Annotated in this window: 24 protein-coding genes; 1 reads left to right on the forward strand and 23 read right to left on the reverse strand. The window is 62.9% G+C overall.

Features of this window, described 5'->3' with window-relative positions; genetic code table 11:
* Positions 1–112: 112 nt before the first annotated feature.
* From RX328_RS33605 to RX328_RS33685, 17 genes are all read right to left on the reverse strand, one after another.
* On the reverse strand, positions 113–1,171 hold the full coding sequence (locus RX328_RS33605; protein WP_213252111.1) for a YeeE/YedE family protein: 1,059 nt from the start codon (positions 1,169–1,171) through the stop codon (positions 113–115).
* A gap of 237 nt (positions 1,172–1,408) precedes the next feature.
* Entirely contained in the window at positions 1,409–2,422 is a 1,014-nt protein-coding gene (locus RX328_RS33610; RefSeq protein ID WP_409410808.1) for a zinc-binding alcohol dehydrogenase family protein, read from the reverse strand.
* Positions 2,423–2,506: 84 nt separating this feature from the next.
* Entirely contained in the window at positions 2,507–2,842 is a 336-nt protein-coding gene (locus RX328_RS33615; protein ID WP_213252113.1) for a GIY-YIG nuclease family protein, read from the reverse strand.
* 309 nt (positions 2,843–3,151) lie between these two features.
* Entirely contained in the window at positions 3,152–4,483 is a 1,332-nt protein-coding gene (gene paaK, locus RX328_RS33620; protein WP_213252114.1) for a phenylacetate--CoA ligase PaaK, read from the reverse strand.
* An 18-nt stretch (positions 4,484–4,501) separates the two neighbouring features.
* Complete coding sequence (gene paaI, locus RX328_RS33625; protein ID WP_213252115.1) at positions 4,502–4,960, reverse strand: hydroxyphenylacetyl-CoA thioesterase PaaI; 459 nt, start codon at positions 4,958–4,960, stop codon at positions 4,502–4,504.
* Positions 4,961–5,208: 248 nt separating this feature from the next.
* On the reverse strand, positions 5,209–6,288 hold the full coding sequence (paaE, locus tag RX328_RS33630) for a 1,2-phenylacetyl-CoA epoxidase subunit PaaE (RefSeq protein ID WP_213252116.1): 1,080 nt from the start codon (positions 6,286–6,288) through the stop codon (positions 5,209–5,211).
* 133 nt (positions 6,289–6,421) lie between these two features.
* The gene (gene paaD / locus RX328_RS33635; RefSeq protein WP_213252117.1) at positions 6,422–6,925 is read right to left on the reverse strand and encodes a 1,2-phenylacetyl-CoA epoxidase subunit PaaD; all 504 of its coding nucleotides are present in this window, start codon (positions 6,923–6,925) and stop codon (positions 6,422–6,424) included.
* Positions 6,919–7,695: a 1,2-phenylacetyl-CoA epoxidase subunit PaaC gene (paaC, locus tag RX328_RS33640; protein ID WP_213252118.1), complete on the reverse strand. Its 777-nt coding sequence runs from the start codon at positions 7,693–7,695 to the stop codon at positions 6,919–6,921. The genes paaD and paaC overlap by 7 nt, the downstream gene beginning before the upstream one ends.
* Positions 7,696–7,835: 140 nt before the next feature.
* Positions 7,836–8,123 (reverse strand): 1,2-phenylacetyl-CoA epoxidase subunit PaaB, encoded by a 288-nt coding sequence (gene paaB / locus RX328_RS33645; RefSeq protein WP_213252119.1) that lies wholly within the window; start codon positions 8,121–8,123, stop codon positions 7,836–7,838.
* 11 nt (positions 8,124–8,134) lie between these two features.
* Positions 8,135–9,127, reverse strand: coding sequence for a 1,2-phenylacetyl-CoA epoxidase subunit PaaA (paaA, locus tag RX328_RS33650; protein WP_213252120.1), 993 nt, complete (start codon positions 9,125–9,127; stop codon positions 8,135–8,137).
* Between the two features lie 75 nt (positions 9,128–9,202).
* Complete coding sequence (paaX, locus tag RX328_RS33655) at positions 9,203–10,072, reverse strand: phenylacetic acid degradation operon negative regulatory protein PaaX (protein ID WP_213252121.1); 870 nt, start codon at positions 10,070–10,072, stop codon at positions 9,203–9,205.
* A gap of 210 nt (positions 10,073–10,282) precedes the next feature.
* Positions 10,283–11,053 carry an esterase/lipase family protein gene (locus RX328_RS33660; RefSeq protein WP_213252122.1) on the reverse strand — a complete coding sequence of 257 codons (771 nt, stop codon included), beginning with the start codon at positions 11,051–11,053 and terminating at the stop codon, positions 10,283–10,285.
* 190 nt (positions 11,054–11,243) lie between these two features.
* The gene (locus RX328_RS33665; RefSeq protein ID WP_213252123.1) at positions 11,244–12,530 is read right to left on the reverse strand and encodes a DUF445 domain-containing protein; all 1,287 of its coding nucleotides are present in this window, start codon (positions 12,528–12,530) and stop codon (positions 11,244–11,246) included.
* 211 nt (positions 12,531–12,741) lie between these two features.
* Positions 12,742–13,218, reverse strand: a complete 477-nt coding sequence (locus tag RX328_RS33670) for a phasin (RefSeq protein WP_213252124.1) — start codon at positions 13,216–13,218, stop codon at positions 12,742–12,744.
* Between the two features lie 245 nt (positions 13,219–13,463).
* Positions 13,464–14,057, reverse strand: coding sequence for a GNAT family N-acetyltransferase (locus tag RX328_RS33675; protein WP_213252125.1), 594 nt, complete (start codon positions 14,055–14,057; stop codon positions 13,464–13,466).
* Positions 14,054–15,136, reverse strand: coding sequence for an alpha/beta fold hydrolase (locus tag RX328_RS33680; protein WP_213252126.1), 1,083 nt, complete (start codon positions 15,134–15,136; stop codon positions 14,054–14,056). The genes RX328_RS33675 and RX328_RS33680 overlap by 4 nt, the downstream gene beginning before the upstream one ends.
* Positions 15,133–15,513 carry a hypothetical protein gene (locus RX328_RS33685; protein ID WP_213252127.1) on the reverse strand — a complete coding sequence of 127 codons (381 nt, stop codon included), beginning with the start codon at positions 15,511–15,513 and terminating at the stop codon, positions 15,133–15,135. Before RX328_RS33685 ends, RX328_RS33680 begins: the two co-directional genes overlap by 4 nt.
* 166 nt (positions 15,514–15,679) lie before the next feature.
* Between RX328_RS33685 and RX328_RS33690 the strand changes: the two genes are divergently transcribed.
* Positions 15,680–16,594 carry an alpha/beta fold hydrolase gene (locus RX328_RS33690; protein WP_213252128.1) on the forward strand — a complete coding sequence of 305 codons (915 nt, stop codon included), beginning with the start codon at positions 15,680–15,682 and terminating at the stop codon, positions 16,592–16,594.
* Positions 16,595–16,697: 103 nt separating this feature from the next.
* Here the strand turns inward: RX328_RS33690 and RX328_RS33695 are convergent, their stop codons facing one another.
* The 6 genes from RX328_RS33695 to RX328_RS33720 form a co-directional block, all read right to left on the reverse strand.
* Positions 16,698–17,372 carry a spermidine synthase gene (locus tag RX328_RS33695; protein WP_213252129.1) on the reverse strand — a complete coding sequence of 225 codons (675 nt, stop codon included), beginning with the start codon at positions 17,370–17,372 and terminating at the stop codon, positions 16,698–16,700.
* Positions 17,373–17,602: 230 nt separating this feature from the next.
* A complete protein-coding gene (locus RX328_RS33700; RefSeq protein ID WP_213252130.1) occupies positions 17,603–20,842 on the reverse strand; it encodes a bifunctional cytochrome P450/NADPH--P450 reductase in 3,240 nt (1,079 codons plus the stop codon).
* Between the two features lie 129 nt (positions 20,843–20,971).
* Complete coding sequence (locus tag RX328_RS33705) at positions 20,972–21,967, reverse strand: alpha/beta fold hydrolase (RefSeq protein ID WP_213252131.1); 996 nt, start codon at positions 21,965–21,967, stop codon at positions 20,972–20,974.
* Between the two features lie 10 nt (positions 21,968–21,977).
* Positions 21,978–23,522 (reverse strand): WS/DGAT/MGAT family O-acyltransferase, encoded by a 1,545-nt coding sequence (locus tag RX328_RS33710; protein ID WP_213252132.1) that lies wholly within the window; start codon positions 23,520–23,522, stop codon positions 21,978–21,980.
* A 156-nt stretch (positions 23,523–23,678) separates the two neighbouring features.
* Positions 23,679–24,485 carry a lipase family alpha/beta hydrolase gene (locus RX328_RS33715; RefSeq protein WP_213252133.1) on the reverse strand — a complete coding sequence of 269 codons (807 nt, stop codon included), beginning with the start codon at positions 24,483–24,485 and terminating at the stop codon, positions 23,679–23,681.
* Entirely contained in the window at positions 24,482–24,733 is a 252-nt protein-coding gene (locus RX328_RS33720) for a DUF6489 family protein (protein WP_213252134.1), read from the reverse strand. The genes RX328_RS33715 and RX328_RS33720 overlap by 4 nt, the downstream gene beginning before the upstream one ends.
* Positions 24,734–24,802: the final 69 nt, after the last annotated feature.

The raw sequence follows: 24,802 nt of genomic DNA on the forward strand, positions 1-24,802 counted from the left end.
CGAGACGCGCAGCTTCGCTGCGCTCCTCACCATGAGGGGCTAGATGACCTCATCCTGAGGAGCAGCGCGAAGCGATGCGTCTCGAAGGATGAAAGCCCCGCTGTCGAAATGCCTAAGCCGCCGCCAGCGGCCGAACCCGCAGCGCGCCGCGCAGGCCGGCGGCGGTGCCGACGAGGATGCCGGCGAAGGCAATCAGCGAGGCCAGCGCCAGCGTGGAGAATCCCGTCAGGCCCTGCCCGATCGAGCAGCCGAACGCCATGACGCCACCAATGCCCATTAGCGCGGCGCCACTGCCGGAGCGCAGCATGTGGCGCGGTGATTGATAGCCTTCGAGCTGAAAGCGTCCGGTCAACAGCGCCGTCACCAGGCTGCCGGCGAATACGCCGAACACGGTGACGATGCCAAAATTGAGCGTCGAGCCCGTCGACAGCATGACGTATTGAAGCGCGTCCGCGATCGGCGCGATGAAGGTGAGCGATGTGACCGGCGCGGGATTGAAATCGTCGGCGCCGAGATGGCCGGTGGCAAACCAGCCGGCGGCCACCAAGAGGCCGACCACGAGACCCGCGGCGATCTGGCCCGGCGACCGCCGGAATGCCGGATGCGCAAAGGCAAAAATGATCAGCGCTGCGGAGATGACCGAGGCGGCCAGCATGCGCGCGGCCGTTGCGCTCAGGCCCGCGGCAGCGAACAAGGCCGGTACCGAGTTTGCCGTGGCCGTGGTCTGTGACGCCCCGACCATCGCGATGCGCGACGGGGCGATCAGGCCCTTCAGCGTCATCTGGGCAAAAATCGCCAGCACGACCACCACCACGAAGGAGCGGAGATTGCCGCGCCCGAGCAGCACCAGCGCGCGCGAGCCGCAACCGTTCGACAACACCATGCCGTAGCCGAACAACAGCCCGCCCAAGAACATCACGGGCGCGGAGAACGACGGCTGCAGATAGATCGACTTGCCGATATCGACGAGGCCGCCCGCAGCCAGCAACTGCGTCACGGCAACCGCGACGCCGATCGCCAACGCATAGGTGCGCACCAGCCGGCCATCGCCTTCAGCCCAAAAGCCTCTGAGACTGCTGAGCAAGCAAAACCCGCTCAACAATCCGACCGATCCATAGACGAGACCGATCAGCAATCCGCTGATGACGACGATATTGGCACTGTCCAGCACTGGTGTTTCCCTGTTCCCGCGCGGCCGATCCAGCCGTGACCGCTCAAATAGGAAGCCATTTCAGCAGTTGCTAATATGTTGGAAAAATGCGCGCGTCCACGCCGCAACGACGCGAAGAATGAATCGCCCGCCGAGGTCGGCGGCGGAGGAATAAAATCATTGCGCGCGGGCGACGTACGCCAGGTTTGTCCCCCATGAAAAAATGGAGGAATCCGCCGCCTCCAGCGAATGCCTGTTTCAAGGCCGCAGGACCACCCTGTCCCGCGACGAGCCGGCGACCGCGATGAAGGCCGCGCGAGCCTGCTCCAGCGGATAGATCGCGGCCGGCTTGATCAGAAACGGCTTGAGATGGCCGCTGGCGAAGCCGGGGCCGAGTTCCCGCAGCACCGCGCCGGTCGCGATCGACGACAGGCCGAGCGTGTCGATCCCGACATAGGTGTGCTGGCCGCGATAGAATTCTAAAATATTGAATTGCACGATGCGGTCGATCGCGGCGATCAGGATCTGCCGCCCGCGCACCGCCAGCGATTGGTGTGCGGCCTGGAAATAGGGATCGCCGACGGTATTGAACACGATGTCGGCGCCCTTGCCGCCGGTGAGTTCGCGCACGCTCGCCGCAACATCGGTGACGGAAGCGTCGATGACTTCCACCTTCGAATTGGTGTGGCCTTCGTAGGGCTCGCTCTTGCGCACCACGCCGATCACGCGCGCGCCGTGCCAGCTCGCGATCTGCACCGCCGCCTGCCCGACCTTGCCGTTGACGCCCATGACCAGCACGGTCTCGCCCACTTTCGGAATGCCGGCGCGGCGCAGGCCTTCCATTGCGGTAACGAAAGGCACGCCAATGCCGGCCGCCTCTTCCCATGAAATGCTTTTGGGTTTCTCGACCACGGCGTCGGCTTCGACCAGGAGATGCGTGGCGTGGGTGCCGTCGCGGCGAATGCCGAGATCGCCGGACGAGCCGAACACTTCGCGCCCGATCCAACCGCCCGGCCCATCCATGACAACGCCCGCGTAATCGCGGCCCGGCGTGCGCGGAAACGCCGCATAGGGCATCAGCCCGGTGGCGGCCTTCACGTCGGACGGATTGACGGCCGCGGCCTTGACCTCGATCAGCAACTCGTTTTCGCCGCGCGACAAGGCCCGCGTCTCGAGCACGGGTGCGAGCGAAACGGCATCGGCGACTTTTGCAGGCAGGCGGACGCAGCGGGCGTGGACTGTGAGGCTATCTGGTTTGGCGGCCGGCTTCACCGATATTTCCTGTAGGTGTTGAGCTTGATTCATTGGTGATGGCCGTAGATCGCGGCCCGCCACCATGAGTATCGAACTGCCGATTTAGTTCAAGGGGCTGTTGTCCCGCGACGGTCGTTCCGAAGGATGTGGCGATCTACGTTTGGAAAGCTGTCGTAAGGCCGCGAGATCACCTCGCACGAAAGCCTCCTTCTTCGCCCTGCTCCACTTCTTGAGTCTACGTTCGTTCTCTATGGCGTCGGTGATGCGGTCGAACCATTGCGAGAACACCAGCGTCACCGGCCGCCTGGTCTCGGTGTAACCGCCGAACGTTCCGGCGTTGTGCTGCGCAATTCTCATTTCCAGCGTTGTGCGCGTTGTTCCGATGTAGAAGCTGCCATCGGCACAGCGAAGGATGTAAAGAAAGGCACCTTCAGTCACGGTCGTCCCCAAATTCTTCGCTGTCCGCCCCTCATCCTGAGAAGCGCTCTCGCGTGCGTCTCGAAGGATGTGGCCACGATCCGGGCCACATGGTTCGAGACGGCGCTAGCGCGCCTCCTCACCATGAGGGGTGAGGGTTAGCCTAGCCCTGCAAGTCTCACTCCAGCAACTCCTTAGCACCCCAACAGCGCTCTAATCCCTCATCCTGAGGAGCGGCGCTTGCGCCGCGTCTCGAAGGATGCAGGCCCATCTGTGGCGCCTCATGGTTCGAGACGGCACTAGCGCGCCTCCTCACCATGAGGGGATAAATTATTCTTTCGGCCGCTTGTCGTAAACACGTTTCGCCTTGCCGAGCGAACGTTCCAGCGTGTTCGGCGCCACGGCCTCGATGCGCGCGGTGATGCCAATGGTGTTCTTGATGAAGAGCGCGACTTTTTCGGCGTGCGCGGTAAGCCCGCTGCTGTCCCAGCTTCCGGGGCGGGCTTCGGCGAGCACGGTCATCTCGTCCATGCGCCCTTCCCGCGTCAGTTCGATGATGAAATGGCCGCCGCACCAGTCGGTCGCAAGCAACGCTTCCTCGATCTGGGTCGGGAATACGTTGACGCCGCGCAGGATGATCATGTCGTCGGAGCGGCCGGTGACCTTCTCCATGCGCCGCATGCCGGGTCGCGCCGTTCCCGGCAATAGCCGCGTCAGGTCGCGGGTGCGGTAGCGGATGATCGGAAATCCTTGCTTGGTCAGCGAGGTGAATACCAGCTCGCCCTTCTCGCCATCGGGCAGTACCGCGGCTCTCTCGGGATCGATCACCTCGGGATAGAAATGATCCTCCCAGATATGCAGGCCGTCCTTGGTCTCCACGCATTCCTGCGCCACGCCGGGACCGATCACTTCCGACAGCCCGTAAATATCGGTCGCGTCCATGTCAAAGGCCTGCTCGATCTCCGCGCGCATCGCATTCGTCCAGGGCTCGGCCCCGAAGATGCCGAACTTCAATGATGATTGGCGCGGGTCGAGCCCCTGCCGTTTGAACTCGTCGAGAATGGCCAGCATGTAGCTCGGCGTCACCGTGATGATATCAGGCTTGAAGTCGTTGATCAGTTGCACCTGGCGCTCGGTCATACCGCCGGAGACCGGCACCACCGTGCAACCCAATTTCTCGGCGCCGTAATGCACACCGAGCCCGCCGGTGAACAGACCGTAACCATAAGCATTGTGAATGATCATGCCGCTGCGGCCGCCGGCGGCACGGATCGAGCGCGCCATCACCTCCGACCAAATGTCGATATCGCCTTGCGTATAGCCGACCACGATCGGCTTGCCCGTGGTGCCCGAGGACGCGTGAACGCGGACCAGCTTTTCGCGCGGCACGGCGAACATGTTGAAGGGGTAATTGTCCCGAAGATCGGTCTTCACCGTGAACGGGAATTTGGCGAGGTCGGAGAGTTGCCTGAAATCGGAGGGATGCACGCCGGCCGCGTCAAAGGACCTCTTATAATGCGCGACGTTATCATAGGCGTGCTGGAGCGACCACGCGAGGCGTTTGGTCTGTAACGCCATGATCTCGTCGCGCGAGGCGCGCTCGGCCTCATCCAATTCAGCGCCGTAACCGCTTCCGCTGGATTTCAATCTTGCCATGGCCATGGCGTGTTCCTCTGCTTGCTATTTTGGCTTGCTCTCTTCGTGCGCGGCCGGCAGCCATCTCCCGGCGACGGTGCGGGAATGACCGCGGAATTCAGCGATCACCACATCGCCCGATGTGACGCGGACGTCATAGATCCCGGAGCGACCGTTGCGCGAAACTTCCCGCGCGGTCGCGACCAGCACGTCGCCGAGCTTGCCCGGACGGATGAAGGCGATGTCGCATTGCGCGGCGACCGCGCGCTCATTGCGGGAGTTGCAGGCAAAGGCGAAGGTGGAATCGGCGAGGAGAAAGATGAAGCCGCCATGGGCGATGCGCTGGCCGTTGACCATGTGCGGCTGCACCGTCATCGTCAGCGTCGCCTGGCCTGGCCTGACCTCGACAATTTTCATGCCGAGGCCCTTGCTGGCGTCGTCTTCCTTCCACATCGCCTCCGCGCAGGCGCGGGCGATCTCGTCGGGCGAAAGCGCGACGTTCATGGCGGGTTGCCCGCTCTGCGAGACGGATTCACGACGTTCTCTCCCTTAGCGCTCGGGCCTGTTTGGCCTCTTTCCGTAGTCTATTAGTGTTTGGTCGAAGCACCTAGGTGGTCAACGAGCCCGCACCTCAACCACCTCTGTCATTCCGGGATGGTGCGTAAGCACCAGACCCGGAATTTCGAGATTCTCCGATGTGCAACTGCACATCGTAGTTCGATGCTGCGCATCGCTCCGGAATGACATCGTCGTTAGACATGATCATAATCCACCACGACCTTGTCCGAGCACGGCCGCGCCTGGCAGGTCAGGACATATCCCGCCTTCAGTTCCCACGGCTCCAGCGAATAATTGACTTCCATTTGCGCCTCACCCTCGACCAGCTTGGCGCGGCAGGTCGAGCACATGCCGCCCTTGCAGGCGAACGGCAGATCCATGCCGGCGCGCAACGCGGCATCAAGGATAGCCTCTCCTTCAGCGACCGGCACCTCGCGGCGCTTGCCATCGATGATCAAGGACGCCATCGCCTTCGGCGGCGCGGACGCTTCGATGACCTTCTTCGGGCGCGGCTTGCCGCCGAACTCAGAGACGAAGCGCTCGACATGAATGCGATCTTGGGCGATGCCGACCTCGCGGCAGGTCGCCTCGATATCCTCGCTCATGCCGGCGGGACCGCAAATGAAGACGTGATCGACCTGGGAGGCCGGCACCAGCGAGCGCAGCAGCACGCGCACCTTTGCGCCATCAAGCCGGCCATGCAGGATCGGGATGTCCTGTTCCTCGCCCGAGATGACGTGAAACAGCGACAGCCGCTGCATGAAACGGTCCTTCAATTCCTCGAGCTCTTCGAGGAACAGCATGCCTGATGTCGTGCGGTTGCCGTAGAACAGGAAGAAACGGCTGTTCGGCTCGCGCGCCAGCACGCCCTTGATAATCGACAGGATCGGCGTGATGCCGCTTCCCGCGGCGAAGCCGACATAGACCCGAGCCTCCTCCGGCGCGTGGGCGATACCAAAACGGCCGGTCGGCGTCATCACGTCGAGCTCGTCGCCGGCCTTCAATTCGTCCGCCGCCCAGTTCGAAAACGCGCCGCCATCGACCTTCTTCACCGCGATGCGCAATTCGCCATCGTCAGGCCCGGAGCAGATCGAATAGGAACGGCGCACTTCCTCCCCGTCCATCGTCGTGCGCAGAGTGAGATACTGGCCCGGCATAAAACTGTAGTCGCCTTCCAGCTCCTTCGGAATCGCAAACGACATCGATACCGCATCCGCAGCCTCGCGACGGAGGTCGCTGACGGCAAGACGATGGAAACGCGGCGCGTGGGACATCAGCTATTCTCCGCGTCATTGCGAGGAGCAAAGCGACGAAGCAATCCACCTCTCGTCACGTGGTGCGATGGATTGCTTCGCTTCGCCCGCAATGACGGTACTCCCTCTCGAACTGCCTTGATTACGAACATGATCAATGACACTTGAAATAATCGAAAGGCTCGCGGCAACTCTTGCAGCGCCACAGCGCCTTGCAGGAAGTCGAGCCGAATTCGGACAGCAGCTCGGTGTTTTGCGAGCCGCATTGCGGGCACGCCACCTGCTGTTCGCCGAACAGCGCGCGGCGCGAGCTTGAGGCCTGCGGCGGCGCGATGCCGTATGCCCGGAGCTTGCTGCGGCCGTCGTCGCTCATCCAGTCCGTCGTCCAGGCCGGCGACAGCACAGTGCGGATGGTCGGCCGCGGCATGCCGGCGCGCTCCAGCGCCAGCTCGATCTCGAGCGCGATCATGTTCATCGCGGGGCAGCCCGAGTAAGTGGGCGTGATCGCGACCTCGACGCGGCCGTCGTGGACCTCGACCTCGCGCAGCACGCCGAGATCGGCGATGGTGAGCACGGGTATCTCGGGATCGACCACCTGTGAAGCGGCCTCCCAGGCGCGGCGGCGCAGATCGGTATCGCTGAGAACATCCGTTACCATGTTGCACCCGGGAACGTCCGCTGCATCGATTGCAACTCGCTGAGGAGATGGCCGAGATGCTCGCTGTGCCGGCCACTGCGGCCGCCCTGCTGCATCCAGCTATTATCAGGCAAGACAAGCGTTGCCTCACCAACGACGCCGGTGATCGTCTTCAGCCATTGCGGACGCAGCGGCGCCGGATCGACCGCGATGCCGGCATCGATCAGGCCGCGCTCGGTGTCGTCGACCGAAAACATCTCGCCGGTAAAGGCCCAGAGTTCGTCGATCGCAGCTTGCACGCGGCGATGGCTTTCCTCGGTACCGTCGCCGAGACGGATGATCCATTCCGAGGAATGCCTGAGATGATAGGCGCTTTCCTTTTCCGATTTGGCCGCGATCGCCGCCAGCGTCGCATCGCTGGAACGCATCATCGCGCGCCAGTAGAGATCGGCGAAAGCCGCATAGAAGAACTGGCGAACTATGGTGCGAGCAAAATCGCCATTCGGCTGCTCCAGCAGCAGCAGATTGCGGTACTGCCTGACGTCACGCAAGTAAGCGAACTTGTCCTCGTCGTTGCCTCTGCCCTCGACCTTTGCCGCATAGGAATAGAGCTCGCGTGCCTGGCCGAGCAGATCGAGGCCCATATTGGCGAGCGCCATGTCCTCTTCCAGCATCGGCGCGTGGCCGCACCATTCCGACAGCCGGTGGCCGAGGATCAGCGCGTCATCAGCACGGCGCAGGATGTAGAGCACCAGCGGCGTTTCGGAGACCTGAATGTTGGCTGCGGCCATATCGGTAACCTGCTTTGCTCAGTCGTCATTGCCTGCGACAAACGCGAAGCGTTTGCGCAAGGGAGCGAAGCGACGAAGCAATCCAGACTTGCTTTGCGGTCCCATGGATTGCTTCGCTTCGCTCGCAATGACGGAAAGACCTACATATGCCCGACTTCGTCGGGCACGTCGTAAAACGTTGGGTGGCGGTAGATCTTGGATTCCGCCGGCTCGAACATCATGCCCTTCTCGGACGGATCGGATGCCGTGATGGCGCTCGACGGCACCACCCAGATCGAAAGCCCCTCGCCGCGGCGGGTGTAGATGTCGCGGGCGGCCTGCAGCGCCAGCGTCGCGTCGGCGGCGTGCAGCGAGCCGACATGCTTGTGCGCCAGCCCGTTACGGCTGCGGATGAAGACTTCCCAGAGCGGAATGTTCGGCGTCGCCATCATGCGTCTCCCTACTCTGCGGCCTGCAAGGCAGCGCGGTGCCTGCGCTTCTTGGCATAGGCCATCGCCGCTTCGCGTACCCAGGCGCCATCCTCATGCGCCTTGCGCCGAGCCGCCAGACGGTCGCGGTTGCACGGGCCGTTGCCGGCCAGCACTTGTTTGAACTCTTCCCAGTCGATTGCGCTGTATTCCCAATTACCGTCAGCGTTTTGCTTCATGCCAGGATCGGGAATCGTCAATCCGAGGAACTGCGCCTGCGGCACGGTGGCGTCGACGAATTTCTGCCGCAGCTCGTCATTGGAGAAGCGCTTGATCTTCCACCTGGTCGAGGTGTCGCTGTGCTGGCTGACCTGGTCGGGCGGGCCGAACATCATCAAGACCGGCCACCACCAGCGATTCAGCGCGTCCTGCGCCATCGCCTTCTGCTCGTCGGTGCCGCGGCACAGCGTCAGCATGATCTCAAAGCCCTGGCGCTGATGAAATGATTCCTCCTTGCAGACGCGGATCATCGCGCGCGCATAGGGACCATAGGAGCAGCGGCACAGCGGGATCTGGTTCATGATCGCTGCACCATCGACCAGCCAGCCGATGGTGCCGATATCAGCCCAGGTCAGCGTCGGATAGTTGAAGATCGAGGAATACTTTGCCTTGCCCGCCAGCATCAGGTCGACGAGCTCTTCGCGGGAAGAGCCGAGCGTTTCGGCGGCGGCGTAGAGATAAAGCCCGTGGCCGCATTCGTCCTGCACCTTCGCGAGCAATGCAGCCTTGCGGCGCAGAGACGGGGCGCGGGTGATCCAGTTGCCTTCGGGGAGCATGCCGACGATTTCCGAATGCGCGTGCTGGGAAATCTGCCGCGTCAGCGTCTTGCGGTAGGCGGCCGGCATCCAATCGTTGGGCTCGATGCGCTCATCGGCATCGATGCGCGCCTGAAACTGCGCGGCCCGCGTAGCGTCCTCAATGTGGCGGTCTTCGCCGTCGGACGTATTGAGCGCCTGCGTGTACATGGCGGACCTCCCGGAATTCGTTGGGAGGAAATATATAACACAAATCTGGATATGCAACATATTTCTGTAACATATTCACGGCCCATCAAAACGCTTGGAAAGTTCCCCGCCGGGCCTTGGCAGCGGCCCGTTTTCGTTGGTCGCATGGCGGTCAAGCCAATGTTCTGACGCGGGAAGTACCGCCCGGTAGATCTCGCCGCACAGCGCGCGCGCAGCCCGGCCCGGCCAGTCCGCGGGCAATAGCGCGGTCGGCAGTAACGGGTCGCGCAGCACCACGCGCCGGTAATGGTGGATCAGCAGGATCCGGGCGGTGAAGGCGTCGGCCTCGGTCAGCCGCTCGCCGCGGCTGATCCAGCCGTGCAGCGGCTCGAAGGTCTTCATGAACTTCTGATAGGCGTCGGCGGTACGTTCGAGCGGCCAGCTCTCGCTGAGCAGGCGTCGTCCGCTATCATCTTCCGCCGACACCTCGAGACGGATGGCGCCCGCGGCTTCCTGGGGCACGGGCACGCCCGACGGCGCGACCCACACGCCCGGCAGCGGACTGCCGAAGCCCGCGTTCTTCAACGCCTCGCGCGCGGCGTCGCGATCCCCGCCATTGCCGATCAGCAGCAGTTCAAATCGCCCGGTCCAGTCGGAGGCCGGCGGGCCGTAGATGTGCCTGGTTGCGATATCGAAGGTCTGCCGTTCGCCCTGGACCAGGCGATAGAAACTGTTGCGGCCAACTTTAACGCGCTCGAACCAGCCGTCGGCCGTCAGCCGCGACATCGCGGTGCGCACCACGCTGGCGTCGATGTCGAGCTGTTCGAAGAATTCGAGCAGCGTGCCAAGCCAGACCGAGCCGCCGCGCGGCACAATCGCATCGCCGAATACGGTGATGACGATCGAACCCGTGCGCGACGGTTCGCGTTTCAACTGCTGGATGATGCGGGCAAGCGGCGGCGGCATGCGTCAAGGCATAGCGCGTTTTGTAGGAGAGCGACAACGGAGAGAGCGGGGCTTTCATCCTTCGAGATGCGGCCAAGGGGCCGCTCCTCAGGATGAGGTCTTAGACCCTCATGGTGAGGAGCGCGGCAACGCCGCGCGTCTCCGGACGATGCTTTGCATCGCCGGGAGAACCATGAGGCCGTGAAACACGCAGATAGGATCTGCGCCAGCTCAGCGATGCGGATTCGGGTAAACCACGCTGCGCCAGCCGCTACGATCGAACGGTGCCCACTCGCCCTCCGGCTGCGCCAGGCGATCCGCCACTGCGTACACGACCGCCGGGTGATGGCCCATGCCGCAATGGCTGCTTTCGACCTCGATGCTCTCCGAAGTCGCCGACGTCTTTTCCATGCAGCCCTGCCAGGCGCAGACGCCGTCGGTGCGGCTGAAGATCGCGGTGGTCGGCACCGGCGGCGTGCCTGCAAGTGATCCGCCGAAACGCGCGTCCTCCTCGTCGGCGCGGCGGCCGCTCGCCATTTCGTAGACGCGCCAGGCGTTGGTCGCCTTCGGTCCCGACGCAAACGGACTGCCCAGCGTGATCACCGAGCGCACGCGCTCCGGCATCATCTTGGCAAGCTGACGCGCGTAGAGACCGCCGAGGCTCCAGCCGACCAGCGAGACCTTGCGACCGTGCGTGTCGTTCAACTCCTGCACCAGATCGACCATGGCGTTCTGCACACCGTGCCGCAGACCGAGGTTGCGCCCTTGGCGCCAGCCACTGACGGCATAGCCGCGCGTGCGCAGGAAGCTACGCAGCGGCCGTGTCGAGGTGTCGGATGCAACAAGGCCGGGCAACACCAGCACCGGATGCCCATCGCCGCGTGGCGCCAGGCTGAGCAACGGTAAGGCGCCGAGAAACGCGCCGAGTTCGTGAATGGCGCGCCCTTCCAAAAGCATCAGGGTTCTGGACGGCGGGGAAAGCGTCTGCGCAGCAACGGACATCATATCTCCTCTCGGGCTCGGCCCCTTACGTCGCGGCAGCCGGCCACTGGTTCAGCTAAGTAGATGCAACCTGGTAGAATCGTTCGCGGTGCAACATTGTTCCTCAAAAAAAGCTAAGGAACCGGTTTTGGTCTTGCAAGCTGCCCAGATCACATTTGGGACAAGTAAAGACGTTGACGTGATCAATTAGTCACAGCAGCCGCAGCAGGTATTCGAGGGTGTACAGCGCCAGTCCTGCAAGCCCGCCGATCAGCGAACCGTTGAAGCGGATGTATTGCAGATCGCGGCCGATATTGATTTCGATCAGTGAGATCAGTTGCCCCATATCCCACCCCTTGACCTGATCGGAAATGAAGGTCGAGACGCCGCTCTTCTGTTCGGCGATGACAGTTCGGAGCACAGTCACAAGCCCCTGGTTGATTTCGGTGCGCAACTCGGCGTCGCCCGCCAGTGCCTCGCCCGCTTTCACGAACATGCGCACCAGATATTGCTCCAACACCTGGGTCTCGCCCGACGCGCTACGCTCGAAGAAGGAGCGCGCGTTCTCCCAGATGTGGCGTGCAAGTCCGGCGAGTTCGGGACGCGCCAGGAGATCACGTTTCAGACCTTGTATACGTTCGGCATAAGCCGGATCGGTGCCGAGGCGATCAACAAACGTCAGCACCATGCGATCGAACTCGCCGCGGAATGGATGCGCGGGATCGTTGCGGACTTCCTCGAAGAAGGCGGTGGCGGAAGCCACGATCTTGTTCACCAGGAACTTGTCGGCGCGATAGAGCTTCAGCAGCGTCGGCAATTCGGCGCGGATCTTTTCGCGGATCATCGCCATGGTTTCGGCCTGCGTCATCGTCTGATGCACCGCGCGCAGGATGTCATCGAGCAGGCCTGAATGCCGCCCCTCTTTCACGAAGGCGCGCAGCGTTCCGGCCGCGAGCGGCGCAAGATCGATCGCCATCAGTTGCGCGGTGATGCGGCGGCTGACGAACGTCATCAGCCCGGAGGTCTCCGTCGCTGCCACCGCTTCGGGCAGCAGCCGCAGTGCAAAGCGCGCGAGATCCTCGCTGCGCTTGCGGTCGCGCAGCCAGTCGGCGATGAACGCGCCGAAATCGATCTGCCGCAGCTTGGCCTCGACCGGTGCGGCTTCCAGGAAATGCTTCTCGATGAATTCGCCGAGCTTGTCAGCGATGCGCTGCTGGTTGCTCTGGATGATCGCAGTGTGCGGGATCGGCAGTCCCAACGGCCGCTTGAACAGCGCCACCACGGCGTACCAGTCGGCGAGACCGCCGATCGTGGCAGCCTCGGCAAACGCCGCGATGAAGCCGAACGCCGGATGCAGCGGCAGCAGCGCTCTTGCGCCAAGGAAAATCACAAACGTCGTCGCCAGCACCGACGTCGCCAACAGCTTCACGCGCCGCAACTCGACGGCGCGCGCGGCGTCGCCGGGGCTGTCAATGATGAAGGTGGCCGGAAGCGTCATGGTGGCTTTCGAATGAACGACGACCCTCATCCTGAGGAGCGGCGTCTTCGCCGCGTCTCGAAGGATGCAGGCCCCATCGTGGCCTCATGGTTCGAGACGGCGCAAGAGCGCCTCCTCACCATGAGGGTTGGATGGATCTATGCGGACACGCCATAAAAAGAAGGCCCGCAAAAGCGGGCCTTCGAAACGGCAGTTGTCAGGCAGATCGCGATCAGGCGGTCTTGGAGTAGACCTTGGCAAAATTGTCCTGCGCGGTCTTGGCGCTGTCGGCGACGAGCTGGCCGAGATATTCGGTGGTGGCCTTCGCCCGCGAGACGAGCACTTCGCCGCGCGCACGGACCATGTCCGACTGGATCTGGGCAGCTTCGCTCAGCGACTTGGCCGAAGCGAGCTTGTCGATGCCGGCGAAGAACGCTTCCGCGTCCTGATAGAGCGCCTGCTGGATGTTGCGGCTGATCTTGGCGGCCTCGGAAACCGAACCGGCAACGGCGGTCTCGATCGCAGCGGTCGCCTTCTCCGAACCGGCGTAAAAGTCGGCAGCGCGCTCCTTGGCGGTCTCGGTCTGCTTCTTCACGAACTCACGGGCGGCTTCCGGAACTTCCAGGTTCTGAAGCTTGGTGAACGCCTCGGTGACGGGCGCGAAGGCTTCCTTGACGGTGTTCAGCACAGAGTTGGTTTCGGTGGTCATTGGGTCTCTCCATCCTCAGGTTTGAGCTATGGGCTCACCCCGTCCGGATTGGCCCGGGGCACGCGTGTTGTGCCATAGTTAATGGTGCGTCGCAACATTAATGTTGCATCGCGATATCACGAATTCGTGATCAGTCTTATGGATGAGCGGTTTGCCCAGAGAACCGGCAGAAGTTCCACTTTAGGCTAATGCCGGAGCCGGCCCCATCTACTTTGCATGGGGTTGTTTTCGCGATTTGTATCTCGCTAGTGCTGAACCGCCCCCGCAACCCCATAGGCCTCGAGCTGCGCCCAAACCTGCGCCACATTGTGCCCGAGCACGACGATGTCATGCTTCTTGCCGTCGACATCCCGGACGTGGTCCCGCAGCAGGGCCTCGGCCCGGAAGCCAAGGCTCTCGAACAGGGCGATCGCCGCCTGCTGGTCGACGGTCATCTGTACCGACAGCTTTTCCAGCCCGGCGCCCAGCGCCAGCGCAAATGTTTCCTGCGACAGCGCCCGGCCGACCCCCTGCCCGCGGACATCAAGCGAGACTACCATCCGGATCTCGCCGACATGGGGCGACCAGGAATGCGGGTCGCGCACCAGGGTGCCGCAGCCGACTACCGTCCCCGCCTTCACTGCCAGCAGGCTTACGATCTGGCCGCGCTCGATCTCGTTGATCCAGGCCGACAGCACTTTGGGCTGGCTGATGTTGCGCGGCAGGAAGAGCAGATCATGCGTCGGGAGTTTTTGCGCAAATGCCAGCACCGCGGCTTCGTCCGCCCGCCCCATCATGCGAAATTCAATCTCACCGGCGTCGGTCTTGACGTGACGGGGATAGGGACGTGTCTCGCTCATGTTGATCTCTTACCTAGCCAGGAATCCAGTTTCGGCCACAGCCGCTTGATCGCGTTGGCGCCGGCGACGAGGCTGACGTGACCGCCCTTGAGGATGAGCTCTTCCTTGTCGGTCGAGCCGATCTTGGCGATCAGGTGCTTTGCCGCGTCATAGGGCACGATGTGATCGTGTTCGGCGACGGCATGCAGGATCGGCACCTTGATCCTGGAAATATCCGCCGCGCGACCACCGACCGACATGGTGCCGTTATAGAGCTTGTTGTCCCACATCAGGTTCTTGGTGATGTCGCGGAAATACTCGCCCGCCAGTGGCAACGTATCGGTCGCCCAGCGGTCGAACATCCGGTATGACTTCACGAACTCGTCGTTCCAGATGTTTTCCCACAATTGCACCTGGCTGACGGTGCGCGAGGCCGGCCGCAGCATTTCGAACGAGGACAGGATCATTTCGGGCGGCACGTTGCCGACGCTATCGACGAGGCGATCAACGTCGAAATAGCGGCGGTCCGAAAAGTTCTGGAATAGCTTCATCTCGCGGAAATCGATCGGCGTGGTGAAGCAGATCAAATTCTTCATCGGCCCGTCGTGGAAGATCGAGCCGTACAAGAGCGACAGCACGCCGCCGAAGCAATAGCCGATCACGGTAACGTCCTGCTCGCCAGAATCCTGCTGCACACGGCGGACGCAATCCGGGATGAAGTCGAGGACATAGTCCTCCATCCGCAAGGATTTTTCTTCCGGCTTCGGCGCGGTCCAGTCGAGCATGTAGACGTCATAGCCGCGCTTTAGCAGAAACTCGATAAAGCTCTGGCCGGGCACCATGTCGAGGATGTAGCCGCGATTGGTGGTCGCCATCACGATCAGGATCGGCACGCGGTAGATTTCATCCGCGACCGGCCGATAGTGATAGAGATTCATGGTGCCGCGGGCGGCCAGGATGTCCTTTGGCGTCGAGCCGAGCGAAGGGCCGGACGAGGCGATATATTCGACGCCCTTGATGCTGCGCTGGATCGCGCGCTGCACCTCGGACTGGACCCGCTCCGAGAGGGAAGCGAGATCGAGACCCGCGGGAGCGTTCATTTTGGCTCTCCCTCCGCCGGCGGACGCTTGGTGCGCGGCGGCCGCGGCGTGCCGTAGCCACTGTCCGGTGCCAGCGAATTGTGGTGCACCTGGTGCAGCAGCGCCTTGATCTCGTTGAGCTGGCCCTCGATCGCCTGCAGCCGCTCGGCCATGCCGACGAGCTGCGCCCGGCTCGGCAGGTTCATTGCCAGCAGGTATTTCTCCATCAGTTCGCCGAGTTGCTTCTGCGCGCCTGCACTGACGCCGCCGACCTGGTTCATCATTTTTGAGAATTCGGGCGAGGCCATCGCCTGGTTGGCGAAGGAGTTGAACCCCTTTTCCATCTCCCCAAGCATGGTCTGCCAGATCACGGCAGGATCATTGCCTTTGTCGGCCATCAGCGCCCTCTCCCGAAAGACTACGAGCGCTTGCCACGCTTCGCTTGTGTTTGGCCCATACCACACTGTTGCGGCGGGTCGGTCAACCGCTGCGACGTCTTCTGCGGTGCGGGAAACCGTGCCATAGTTATTGAAGCCAGATATCACTTGAGGGAAGACACACGCGATGCTCGCTCATCACCCGCCTCAGATCGCCCGCGCCAACGGCATCGATATTTGCTACGAGGTTTTCGGCGATCCTGCCGCGGAACCGCTGCTCCTGATCATGGGGCTCGGCGCCCAGATGATCCATTGGGATGACGATTTCTGCCGCCAGCTTGCCGCGCGCGGCTTTCGCGTCATCCGCTTCGACAACCGCGACATCGGCAAATCCTCGCGCCTTTCCGGCGGCGGGCGCCTGACGCCGTTCGAACTGCTGAAGCTGCGGTTCCTGAAGATCCCGGTGGCTGCGCCCTACAAGCTGATCGACATGGCCAAGGACACCGTCGGCCTGATGGATGTGCTCGGCATCAAATCGGCACATCTGGTGGGGGCCTCGATGGGCGGCATGATCGCGCAGGAAGTCGCGCTCTCGTTCCCGCAGCGGGTGCGTTCGCTGACTTCGATCATGTCGACCACGGGCAATCCAAAACTGCCGCCGCCCACGCGCGAGGCCGCGGCCGTGCTGATGGCGCCGCCGCCGCGGACGAAGGAGGAGTATTTCGAACGGTTCGCCAAGACCTGGAAAGTGCTGCGTGTCGGCTCGTTCCCGGAAGACGAGGCGCTCGACCCGGCGCGCGCCGCGCGCACCTTTGAGCGCGGCCTTAATCCAGACGGCGTCGGCCGGCAGTTGCGGGCGGTGCTGGCCTCCGGCAGCCGCAAGGAACGACTGCATCACCTGAAAATCCCGACGCTGGTCATCCACGGCACCGTCGATCCGCTGGTGCGGCCCGAAGGCGGCAAGGACACCGCGGCGTCAATCCCCGGCGCAAAGCTGATGATGATCGAAGGCATGGGCCACGCGCTGCCGATCCCGATGTGGCCGCAGATCATCAACGCGATCGCCGAGCACGCGCATGGCGCGGCAGCGAAGGCGGCGTAGCGGCTGCGTAGCCCGGATGGAGCGCAGCGTAATCCGGGATTCGACCAGCATCAACAGCGGCCCCGGGTTGCGCTGCGCTCCACCCGGGGCTACGCGTCCTACGCTAAGCCTTCACCGCGATCCAGATTACGTGACGCACGCCGCGGCCTTTGCCGGTGGCGCGGATGTTGACTTCATTGACGTCGAAGCCTGCGGCGCGAAGACGTTTTGCGAACGCGGGATTAGGCCCTGACGACCATACGGCAAGGACGCCGCCCGGTCGCAGCGCGGCGCGCGTCGCATGCAGGCCTGCAGCGTTGTAGAGCGCATCATTGCCCTCACGAGTAAGGCCTTCCGGTCCATTGTCGACGTCGAGCAGAATGGCATCGAACTTCGAACGATGCGACCGGATGATCTCGCTGACATCCGTCTCTCGAATGCTCACGCGGGAATCGTCCAGGCTGTCGCCAAAAATTTCTGCCATCGGGCCTCGGGCCCAACTGACCACCGCCGGCACCAGCTCCGCTACCATGATCTTCGCTTCATTGCCGAACACGCCGAGCGCCGCACGCAACGTAAAGCCCATGCCCAATCCACCGATCAGCACATGCGGTTTCGCGACCTTCTCGATCTTCTTCGCGGCGAGCGTCGCCAGCGCGGCTTCCGAGCCGGACAGGCGGCTGTTCATCAGCTCGTTGCTGCCGAGCTTGATGGAAAATTCCGTGCCGCGGCGCATGAGGCGGAGTTCGTCATCGGTGCCAGGAATGCGGGCGGTGTCGAGCTTTTCCCAGGGAATCATGCGGAGCGTTGTAGCACGATCGGCCGGCCTCACGCGCCGTCATCGTCCGGCTTGCCGCCTCCGCTAAAGCTTCGGCGCGCCAGCACGGCATAGCCTCGGCGAAGCCTTTTGGCGAAGCCGGGATCGGGCGATCCAATATTCCAGAGACCGCTGTGGTTGCGCACGTCTATCACAACCGCCGCGGCGTACTGGGTCCTCCGCCTTCGCGGAGGACGACAGCGGAGTAAGCCTTATCCGCCAGCCCAGACATCCAGCACGTAGCGGTTCTTGGTGCCGAGATCATCGATCCAGCGCAGACCGGCATCGGCATCCGCTCCCGACTTTTCGCGATAGATCGCAACCAGCGCGGCCTTGACATCAGGCTCCATCTTGCTGCCGTCGCCGCAGACATAGACGATCGCGCCCTGTTTGATCAGGCTCCAGACGCGATCCTTCTGCGCCACCACCTGATGCTGCACATAGGTCTTCGGCCCGTCGGCGCGCGAGAACGCGGTGTGCAGCTCGGCGATGCCATCCGTCGCAAAGGCCTTCAATTCATTCGCATAGAGGAAATCCTGCTCGGGATGGCGGCAGCCAAAGAACAGCATCGCCGGGCCGAGCTTGGCGCCCTGCGCCCTGCGATGCGCGCGTTCCTGCAGGAAGCCGCGGAACGGCGCCAGTCCCGTGCCGGGACCGATCATGATCATTGGTTGGACCGGATCGTCGGGTAAGCGGAAGCCGGCCTTGGTCTCGCGGACAGTGGCATGAACGGTATCGCCGACGCGGCGTCCGGCGAGATAGTTCGAGCACACGCCCTTGTAGACGCCACGCCCTGAACTCGCGGGCGATTCCACCACCCCCACGGTGACGCTGCAGCGCGACGGATCGGAAGAAGGCGACGATGAGATCGAATAGTACCGCGGCGCCAGCAGCGACAGCATTTCGAGGTAGGCGTGGAACGGCAGTTCGCAGGCCGGATGTTCCTCCAGCAGATCGAACACCGATTTGCGCCTTGTCAGAACCTCTGAACGGTACAGTTCGGTCGATGCGGCGTCGTCGCCGACATAGGCAAGCAACTTCGGCTTGGTGACGGGACAACGCGTGTGTTCCGACATGATCTGGATCTGCTTGCGGGTCGCGATCTGCTGCAATTCGACGAACTCGGTCAATAACCGCCCGACCGACACGGCATCGCAGACCGGCAATTGCGCACGGCGGCCTTCGGCGACATGAAGTCTGATCTGGTCGGCGGGCAGGAAACCGAAACGGCGCGCGACGGAATCAACCAGCGCGGGATCGTTGCGCGGCACGACGCTGAGATGGTCACCGACGCGGTAAGTGATGCCGGGCGGCAATTCCACCTCTATGTGGCGGGTCGAGCGGTCGGAACGACTGGCGCCGGTCTTGTTCTGCAGTTCCGAATTGACCAGCACCTTCATCGGCGCGACGCCGCCCTGCGCCACGATGGTGTGAACGGCCGATGGTGCCACCGGTTCGATCGAATAAAGCGGCGCGTCGTCGGCGCTGCGGGCGAAGCCGGAATCGACACCCAGCTGCTTCATGGCCGCGGGTGCTGCCGCCGCGAACCATTTTTCGAACTGGCCGTCGAGATCGCTGCGGGCATCACCCTCGCCGCGGGCGTACAGGCTGCGCGCCCCGTGCGCCGCCAACTGCTCGTCGATCATGCGCGGCACGGATTGATAGGTCGCGGCCCAGTCGCTGTTGCCGCAGCCGAACACGGCGTAGCGCATCTTGGCGAACGCATCCTTCGGCAGCCCGCTATCCAGCCATTTGACGAACTGCGTGGCGTTGTCGGGGGCGGCGCCATTATAGGAGGCGCAGAAGACCATCAGCGCGCCCTGTTCCGGCAGTTTGCCGACGTAATCGTCGAGCGCGCCGAGTTTTGTCGCGAAGCCATTGACCTCGGCGAGGTCGGCCACCCGTGTCGCCAGCTCTTCCGCCGTGCCGAGGTTTGAGCCATAGAGCACCAACAGCGGCGTGTTGTGGCCCGGGCGGGTCCGCGCCTGCGGCGCCGCGGCGTTGGAAGCGGCAGCGGCCACCGCCGCGCGGCCGGCAAACGCGCCACGGTCCTTGTCGGCGCGCGGGCGCACCTTGATTTTGAATCCGTCCGGCTTGACCGTCAGCGTTTCCTTCAGGTGCATCTGATAGCGATGCACATCGATCAGCTTGAAGCGCTGCAGGATCATGCCGATCGCCAGCGCCGCCTCGTGCATCGCAAAGCCGCGCCCGATGCAGGCACGCTGGCCGTTGCCGAACGGTTTCCAGGCGTTGATCGGGCGTTTTGCTTCAGCCTCGCGGCTGAAATTCTCGGGATCGAACACGTCCGGGTTCGGACCCCAGACGCTGGGGTCACGGTGCAACGCCATCACGAGCACGGTGATGAACGTATTCTTCTTCAGCTTGTACTTGCCACCGCCGATGGTCTCGTCCTGAAGCGGCGAGATGCCGTAGGCGGGCGCCGGCGGCCACATCCGCAGCGCTTCCTTCAAAATCTGCGTGATGTAGGTGAGCTGCGTCACCTGCTGATAGGTCGGCTTCGCGTTGATGTCGGGCCCGAGCACCCGATCGACTTCCTCATAGGCCTTCTTCAGGACTTCGGGATGCTTGAGCAGCGCGTAAATCGTGCACGACAGCAGCCCGCTGGTGGTCTCGTGTCCGGCGATCAAGAAGGTGTTGATCTGGTAGCGGATGTTGATGTCGTCGAGCTGCTCGCCGGTTGAGCGGTCGATGCCGGTCATCATGGCGCCGAGCATATCCTTCTTGCCCTCAGCGGCTTCCGCGTTGCGGCGGCGCTCGGCGATGATCTCGTCGACCATTTTGTTCATGAAGGCGACGTCCTGGGCGAGCGTCTTGCGCCGCTTCTGCATCCACAAATTTTCCAGCGGCAGGCCCCGGGTCATCATGATGGTCTCGAGCGAGCGCACCAGCGACTCCACGAATGGGTGATAGTCGCGCCGGTAGAACGAATTGAAGCGATAGTCGAAGCCGCACAACCCGATCGTGTCGAGCGTCAGCGCCGTCATATCGTGCACGACGTCGATTTCCTCGTCGGCGTTGAGTCGCTCCCATTTCTTCACGAGCTGCTCGGCGATGTCGACCATGCTCGGGTGATAGGATTGCATCGCGCGGTTGCCGAACGGCTGCAACAGGATGTTGTGCGCCTTGCTCCAGTTCGGCTCTGTCGTGTCGGCGGTGAACAGCCCATCGCCGCCGACAGCGCGGACGCGGCGCAGCGCGCCGCGCACCGTCTTGTCGAAACGTTTCTCGTCGGAGAGTTCGTCGATCAGATCGTGGCCGGAAACGATGACGATCGGCGCGCCCATCATGTCGAGCCAAAAGATCGGCCCGAGCTCCTTGGAGAGCTTGACCAGATGCTGCACCGGCGCGTTGGGATCCAGCGACAGCATGTTGCCGACGACGGGCTTCTTCGGCGGATGCGGTATCGGACTGAGTTTATTGCTGGACGCCATTGTCGAAGTGTCTCCCTGCCTGCCTCAACCGTCATTGCGAGCCAAGCGAAGCAATCCATCGCTCGGCGAAAAGAGAGAATGGATTGCTTCGTCGCTTCGCTCCCCGCAATGACGGCCTGTTATGCGGACTTACCCAAATCTCTTCCTACGCCACTCGATCAGCTTGCTGCTGACTTCGTCCGGCTTTTCCTGCTGTGTCCAATGGCCGCTGTCGCGCACGAGATACTTCTCGAGGTCCGGCACCAGCTTCTCCATGCCCTCGGTGGCCGACGGCGGCAGCACCGCGTCGTTCTCGGCCATGATCATCAGCGACGGCACGCGCACCGTGTGGTCGAGCCCTTCCGAGCGCTGCCAGTTGCGGGAAAAGTTGCGGTACCAGTTGATGCCGCCGGTGAAGCCGGTTTTCGTGAAGGTATCGACGAATACCTGCTTTTCCTCCGGCGACAGAATCGGCGTGCGCGGATCGTGCTGGGCGTCGTAATTCGCGATCATCTGTGGAAACGCCAGATTGACTCGCGCTGACGCCCCGATACCTGCAATCGGCTGCTCCTCCGGCGTACCCGCGGGCCGCGCCACCGGCTTGCGCATGAACGCGTCAAAGGTCTGCTCGACCCGGCTTCCGAAAATCCTGTCAGGCTCGCGGCCAGGGTCCTGGAATTGCACTATGTACATCTTGTCGCCGAAGCGCTTCCGAAGCAGCTCGATCGGATCGGCCGGCATGCGATCCCAATGCGGGGTGTTGACGCCGACCACGCCGGCGACGCGATCGAGATGACGCAGCGGCATCTGCCAGACGACGAAGCCGCCCCAGTCGTGGCCGACGAAGATCGCCTTGTGGATTTGGAGATGATCGAGCAGCCCGACGAGATCGCCGGTCAGGTGCTCCATGTCGTAATCCTCGACCGCCTCGGGCTGGTCGGTCGCACCATAGCCGCGCTGGTCCGGCGCGATCACCCGGATCCCGGCCTCGCTCAGCGCCTTGATCTGGTGGCGCCAGGAGAACGCCAGCTCCGGCCAGCCATGGCAGAGAATGAGCGGCGGCTTGTCGGATTTGGGCCCCGCCTCGTAATAGCCCATGCGAATACCGTTCACCTCGGCGAACTGCAGCGGCGGCATCTCAATCATGGCAGGCCCCCTATTCAGCGGCGCTGGTCATGCTCGGCGGTGGCGCGAACGCCGCCTCCAGCGCTTCAAACTCGACTGGAAGCATGTCGCAGAGAACCTGGACATGCGGAATGATGTTGGCGCCGGCAATGAAGCCGAAATCGAGCTGGTCGCGGTAGCTCTGCACGGTGATGTTGAGCGCGATGCCATGCGTCGAGATCGACACCGGGAAGATGTGCAGCAGCTCGGCACCGGCGGCATACAGCGTCTGCCGCGGCCCGGGCACGTTTGATACGGTGATGTTGGCCGCCGGCGGCAGCACGTCGGAGAGGTTTGAGCGGCTGTAGAGCAGTGCGAGGATCTGGGTTACGATCGGCGCGCCCAGCATCGAGAGATTGGAGACTTGCGGCATCAGCGCCCGCAGCGGATGCGACATCTCCTTCGACTTGGTGGATTGCGCGATGATGGTTTCCAGCCGCGTCTTGGGATCGTCAACATTGGTGGCGATCGCGCAGATCATGCCGAACACCTGGTTGTTGGCCTCGGCGTTGCCCTCCTCACGCAGCGAGATCGGCACCGCCGCGGTCAGCGATTTGCTGGGCAGCGCGCCCTGGCTGATCAGGTAGCGGCGCACCACGCCTGAAGACAGCGCCAGCACGACGTCGTTGAGCTTGCCGCCGGACGCCTTCGCTACCGCCTTGGCGCGCGACAGCGAGATCGAGGTGCCGGCGAAGCTACGTTCCGAGGAGATCGTCTTATTGAGGATAGTCGGTGGCGAGGCCATGCTGGCCAGGCTGTCGCGCGACTTCGGATCCGAAACCTTGCCGACTACGTCGGATACGCTCTTGAGCATGGTCGGAATGCTGCTCGCGAATTTCACCGCGCTCTCGATCTGGAACATAGCGTTGTCGAACAGGATCGAGCCGAGATCACTTTTTCCCGAGCGCGGCAGCTCGAGGCTCTTTGGCGCAGCTTTCGGGTCGAACGGCTGGGTCCAGAGCTGCTGGTAGGAATCGATCAGGTTGGCAGCGATGTCGCGCGGCTCCGGCGTCACCTTGCGCGCCGTCGGCGGATCGACCTGACGCGGCACCGGCGTGATGTCATAGATCATGCTGGTGAGCGCGACGCCGGCGCCGCCGTCGATGCAGGCATGGTGCATCTTGGAATAAAGCCCGATCTCGTTGTCCTTCATGCCCTCGAAGACATAGAATTCCCAGAGCGGGCGGGCGCGGTTGAGCAATTTGGCATGCATCCAACCGACGATACGCTCCAGCGTCGCGCGGTCGCGCGGCGCCGGTAGGCTGGCGCGGAAGATGTGGCGGTCGATGTCGAACTGGTCGTCCTCGACCCAGGAAGGATGATCGATGTCGAGCGGAGCCTTCTCCAGGCGGGCTTTCAGGATCGGCGCGATGTGCAGCCGCGAGGCGATCATCGCCTTGAACTCTTCGAAGAAGTCGCCCTTGTAGCCTTCGGGCAGGCGGAAGATCGCCATGCTGCCGACATGCATCGGCATTTCCGGGGTTTCCAGATACAGAAACGACGCGTCCAGCGAAGACAGCTTCTTGGCGTCCGCCATATTTTTCCTCCCGCAGTAGAAAACGCGGCGCCTTGGCGGCGCTTCTGGCGTCTGGAATGTCTTTGTTATTGGAGCATATCCGAAAACCGACAGCCATCCTGCATCAATTGCAGGGCGGGATCTTTCGCGATCATGCCCTTAGCTCAGGGCGTGGATTCAGGATTGTGCATTTTCGGGGGGCCCATAGGCAATGGCAAATGGTCCTGATCGGTCAAAATGCTTAAATTCGCCCTCCGCTTGCGCCAGGCGGTCGGCTACTGCCCACAATGCTGCGGGATTCACGCCGAGCCCGATATGGCTGGCAAGGTGGACCTCGATGTTTTCGGCGGTTGCGGAGGGACGCAACAGGCAGGTGTGCCAATTCACAATGCCGTCGGTGCGGGAATAGATCGAGGTCGCCGGCACCGGCAAGTCACCGGCAATAGCCAAGCGAATTTCCGGATAGTCATCCACGGTTTCCCCCGACAGCGCCTCATAGAGCCGCGTGGCGTTGGTCGCCCGGATGTCGTTGGCAAACGGGCTGCCGAGCGTGATCACCGAGCGCACCATGTCCGGCATCTGCAGTGCGAGATCGCGCGCATAGACTCCGCCGAGGCTCCAGCCGATCAGGCTGACCTTTCGGCCGGTGGCTTCATAGATGCGCCTCAGGAGACCTTGCAGTGCCCCGCGCTTGGAAGCGACGCCGCCGAAATTGCGGCCCAGGTCCCAGGCATAGGTGTCGTAGCCGAGTTCTTTCAAATAGCGCCGCATCGGCGCCATCGACAGGTCGCTGGCGAGAAAGCCCGGCAGCGCAAGCACCGGATGCCCGTCGCCCCTCGGCGCGCGCAACAATAGCGGCGACAGCAAGAGACTCGAATTCAGCTCGAACAGCGCCCGCGTCTCGGCCAGCATCAGAAACAGGCTTGGCGGCCGAAGCCGCTGCTCGTCCGTTGCTGCGCCGCCTTCCGCGATGGCCACTCTCATTTGTCCTTCTTGGCCATGCCGCCGAGCCCTGCCATGGTCACGAACATGTCCTGGAATCGCTCGGCGATCTTGGGATCGAACGTGAACCAAGTCTGGATCAGCGACTCCGGCGAAACCTTTTCAATGTTGGCCATCACCTGCTGCTGCATCTTGTCCATCACGGCGGTCTGCATCGGCGAGACGTCGGGCAATCCGAAGAACTGCCTGGCCTCCAGCGGCGTGCAATCGATTTCGACGTTAACTTTCATGACCGCTCCTTATCGCGCTGCCCTTGCTGCAGTATCGACACGATGGACCGAGTCATGCAAGGACCAGAG

The sequence above is a fragment of the Bradyrhizobium sp. sBnM-33 genome (genome assembly GCF_032917945.1).
Classification (GTDB): domain Bacteria; phylum Pseudomonadota; class Alphaproteobacteria; order Rhizobiales; family Xanthobacteraceae; genus Bradyrhizobium.

Bases quoted from the DNA above. Each gene is read 5' to 3' on its own strand.
- paaK (WP_213252114.1), bottom strand. From the start codon at position 4,483: ATGGCCATGGCAAGATTGAAATCCAGCGGAAGCGGTTACGGCGCTGAA.
- paaI (WP_213252115.1), bottom strand. From the start codon at position 4,960: ATGAACGTCGCGCTTTCGCCCGACGAGATCGCCCGCGCCTGCGCGGAG.
- paaE (WP_213252116.1), bottom strand. From the start codon at position 6,288: ATGTCCCACGCGCCGCGTTTCCATCGTCTTGCCGTCAGCGACCTCCGT.
- paaD (WP_213252117.1), bottom strand. From the start codon at position 6,925: ATGGTAACGGATGTTCTCAGCGATACCGATCTGCGCCGCCGCGCCTGG.
- paaC (WP_213252118.1), bottom strand. From the start codon at position 7,695: ATGGCCGCAGCCAACATTCAGGTCTCCGAAACGCCGCTGGTGCTCTAC.
- paaB (WP_213252119.1), bottom strand. From the start codon at position 8,123: ATGGCGACGCCGAACATTCCGCTCTGGGAAGTCTTCATCCGCAGCCGT.
- paaA (WP_213252120.1), bottom strand. From the start codon at position 9,127: ATGTACACGCAGGCGCTCAATACGTCCGACGGCGAAGACCGCCACATT.
- paaX (WP_213252121.1), bottom strand. From the start codon at position 10,072: ATGCCGCCGCCGCTTGCCCGCATCATCCAGCAGTTGAAACGCGAACCG.
- RX328_RS33660 (WP_213252122.1), bottom strand. From the start codon at position 11,053: ATGTCCGTTGCTGCGCAGACGCTTTCCCCGCCGTCCAGAACCCTGATG.
- RX328_RS33665 (WP_213252123.1), bottom strand. From the start codon at position 12,530: ATGACGCTTCCGGCCACCTTCATCATTGACAGCCCCGGCGACGCCGCG.
- RX328_RS33670 (WP_213252124.1), bottom strand. From the start codon at position 13,218: ATGACCACCGAAACCAACTCTGTGCTGAACACCGTCAAGGAAGCCTTC.
- RX328_RS33675 (WP_213252125.1), bottom strand. From the start codon at position 14,057: ATGAGCGAGACACGTCCCTATCCCCGTCACGTCAAGACCGACGCCGGT.
- RX328_RS33680 (WP_213252126.1), bottom strand. From the start codon at position 15,136: ATGAACGCTCCCGCGGGTCTCGATCTCGCTTCCCTCTCGGAGCGGGTC.
- RX328_RS33685 (WP_213252127.1), bottom strand. From the start codon at position 15,513: ATGGCCGACAAAGGCAATGATCCTGCCGTGATCTGGCAGACCATGCTT.
- RX328_RS33690 (WP_213252128.1), top strand. From the start codon at position 15,680: ATGCTCGCTCATCACCCGCCTCAGATCGCCCGCGCCAACGGCATCGAT.
- RX328_RS33695 (WP_213252129.1), bottom strand. From the start codon at position 17,372: ATGATTCCCTGGGAAAAGCTCGACACCGCCCGCATTCCTGGCACCGAT.
- RX328_RS33700 (WP_213252130.1), bottom strand. From the start codon at position 20,842: ATGGCGTCCAGCAATAAACTCAGTCCGATACCGCATCCGCCGAAGAAG.
- RX328_RS33705 (WP_213252131.1), bottom strand. From the start codon at position 21,967: ATGATTGAGATGCCGCCGCTGCAGTTCGCCGAGGTGAACGGTATTCGC.
- RX328_RS33710 (WP_213252132.1), bottom strand. From the start codon at position 23,522: ATGGCGGACGCCAAGAAGCTGTCTTCGCTGGACGCGTCGTTTCTGTAT.
- RX328_RS33715 (WP_213252133.1), bottom strand. From the start codon at position 24,485: ATGAGAGTGGCCATCGCGGAAGGCGGCGCAGCAACGGACGAGCAGCGG.
- RX328_RS33720 (WP_213252134.1), bottom strand. From the start codon at position 24,733: ATGAAAGTTAACGTCGAAATCGATTGCACGCCGCTGGAGGCCAGGCAG.